Source organism: Methylobacterium sp. WL120 (assembly GCF_008039465.1).
Lineage (GTDB): Bacteria > Pseudomonadota > Alphaproteobacteria > Rhizobiales > Beijerinckiaceae > Methylobacterium > Methylobacterium cerastii.
Map to the genome: position 1 here is coordinate 1 of NZ_VRUT01000334.1, position 1,411 is coordinate 1,411.

Below are 1,411 nucleotides of genomic sequence, written 5' to 3' on the forward strand. Positions count from 1 at the left end.
GCTCGCCCCGGCGATCGTGCCCGACGCCTGCAGCGACAGGCCGCCCTCCGCCGCGCGGGCGGCGACGAGGGACAGGTCGGCCGGCTGCTGCAGGCCGGCGATGTCGGCGCGGCCGAACCAGGTGCCGGCCCACGGCGTCGCGAGGTGGACCTTCGCCCCCTCGACCGCGCCGGCGCGGCTGACCAGAGACAGGTCGAGGCTGCCGCCCGCGGCCTTGCCCTCTGCGGCGAGCCGCAGCGCGTCGGCATCGCCCGCGTCGCGCGCCAGCGTGACCGCGAGGTCGAGGGCGCCGGCCCGCAGGAAGGCGGGGATCAGCCGGGTCTCGGCGGTCCAGACCCGCTCGATCAGGGCGACGAGGGGGGCCGCCACCGGGGCGGAGAGCCGGCCGGCGACGCGCCCCGCGCCGTCGGCGCCGATCCGCCCGGAGAGCTTCGCGTTGGCCCCGGCCAAATCGGTCACGTCGAGGCTGTCGACGACCAGCGCCGCCCCGTCCGACTGGATGCTGGCCGAGAGCGTGCCGTTCCCGCTGCCGGTCGCGCCGTAGCGCAGGTCGCGCGCCTCGATGGTGAGGCCGAGGTCGTGGTCGTGCAGGCCCGCGAGCGCGTTGCCGAGCGGCGGCAGGTTGGCGACGTCGAGGCCGCGGGCGCGGATCTGCGCATCGACGCGGCCGCGGGTCCGGCCCTCGGCCGCGGCGTAGCGGGCGTTACCGGTGACCTGCGCCGTGCCGAGCCCGAGCCGGAGGTTGCGCAGGGAGTACGCGCCGCCGGCCGCGGAGACCTCGGCCGAGACCTCGATGGGCCGCCCGTCGAGGAGCGCCGTCGGCGGCCCGTCGAGGCCGAGCCGGCGCAGATACCGCCCGAGCCCGTCGGAGGCGGGTGCGGCGAGCGTCACCGGGCCGGTGAAGCGCGGGCTCGGATCGGTGTCGATTTCGCCGCTCGCCGTCACGGTCGCCGCGCCCGGCGCCACGGCCGAGAAGCGCCGCAGCAGCAGGCCGCCGGCGCGCTCGATGGTGCCGGCCGCCTTGAGGTCGCTCCATTCCTCGAAGCCGAGCACGGCCGTCTCGACCGACAGGTCGAGGTCGAGCATCACCGGCAGGCCGGACGTCGCCTTGCCCGCCTTGCTACCCAGCTTGGGCAGGCCGCGCGCGAGGAAGGCCTGCCCGCCCGGCGAGAGCAGGAAGGCGTCGAGGTCGAGGCGGCGCGCACCGAGGGTCAGCCCCGCGCGCCAGCGCCGCAGGTCGATCTGGCCGCCGCCGGACAGGCGCAGGACCTGACCGCCCGGATCGATCTCGGCGTCGACGCCCTCGAACCGGACCAGCGCGCCGCTCGCCTTGAACTTGCCACCGAGGGTGAACGGCAGGTAGGCGCCCGCGGCCTGGGCCGGCGGGCCGACCACGAGGCGGGCGCTGCCC

General features: G+C 77.5%; 1 pseudogene. It reads right to left on the reverse strand.

Features of this window, described 5'->3' with window-relative positions:
- A pseudogene (locus FV229_RS27740) lies at positions 1-1,411 on the reverse strand (AsmA protein); the annotation flags it as partial.